The sequence below is a fragment of the Phyllobacterium myrsinacearum genome (assembly GCF_002980555.1).
GTDB lineage: Bacteria > Pseudomonadota > Alphaproteobacteria > Rhizobiales > Rhizobiaceae > Phyllobacterium > Phyllobacterium myrsinacearum.
In genome coordinates, this window is the sequence record NZ_PVBT01000016.1 from 1 (window position 1) to 1,089 (window position 1,089).

2 protein-coding genes are annotated in these 1,089 nt (G+C 60.1%); one reads left to right on the top strand and one right to left on the bottom strand.

All coding sequences use genetic code 11. The features are described from left to right. The coding region (locus tag C5750_RS26140) for a sensor histidine kinase (protein ID WP_130502144.1) at positions 1–438 on the top strand (438 nt) is incomplete at its 5' end. 139 nt (positions 439–577) lie between these two features. On the opposite strand, the gene C5750_RS26145 is transcribed toward C5750_RS26140, so the two are convergent. After that, positions 578–1,089: EAL domain-containing protein (locus tag C5750_RS26145; RefSeq protein WP_130502143.1), on the bottom strand; the 512-nt coding region annotated here is incomplete at its 5' end.

Consider the following 1,089-nt stretch of genomic DNA (forward strand, 5'->3'; position numbering starts at 1 on the left):
GACCTGGCTGAAGAAGTGGACGCAGTGACAGCTTCGGTTGACCAGGATCTTTCAGGGTCAGGCATTATCCTCAAACGCGATCTTGGCCGTGCGATCACCTTTGCCGACCGGGCCAGAATCCGCCAGGTGCTGTTTGCAGTCCTTGACAATGTTTGCCGTTACGCCCCCAAGAGCACCGTTGTGATCCAGACGCGCCAGACGCGGGACCGGGTGTTTCTGCGATGTTCGGACAGCGGGCCTGGGTTGCCGCGAGGCTCGGAAAATCGTGCCTTTGAACGTTTCTGGCGCGCAGAGGAATCGCGCGCCCGCGTCAGTGGTGGTTCGGGGCTTGGCCTGTCGGTCGTTCAGGCCATTGCGCGGGCGCATGGCGGCGATGCGACCGTTGCCAATGATAATGGCGGCACCTCCATCGAAATATGGCTACCTGCCGCCACCTGATGATCAGACGGCGATGATTGCCGGCATATGAGAAAGATCAGGCGGACCCGGAAAATCGAGAGGACAGGACACCCCCGGCTGTTTCAGCAAAAGGATCGGCCGCCCTCCCTGGCGTGCCAACGAAGCGCAGTGGCGTGTTCTAGCTTCGCAGGTCGTGCAACCCGCATATGAAGAGCGCGACCATTGCGGCCGTCCACATGGCCGCTGTCACCATGACGGTCCACCCGCGCCGATAAAGTTTTTTCGCAGAACCACCGCCGCCTTGAATGGGCGGGCCAAGCAAGCGGGATAGCGCGTTCGCATCGATGCGCCGCACATAGCCGGGTGCCTCGGTGCCGGACGCCTCGAAATGGGGACCCTGCTGCCAACAACATCCCAAATCGGACGCAAGCGCGCTGTCCGATTGTGTCCTGACCCCTTGCACAATGACGAGACCAGAGACATGGGCGGCCTCCTTGATTAACAAAGCCAGTGCATCGTGACCACAATCGGACAGGCCTGCGCCTTGGATCTGCCTTGCTTCGATCTTGGCAATATCGGGTGAAAACGCCCCTGCACTCCAGACAGGCACATGATCAGGCCCGAGATCATCGAGCGCTATCTGGCAGCCATATCGTTTGATGTCCGTCATGAAATCGATGGCATCGGCTG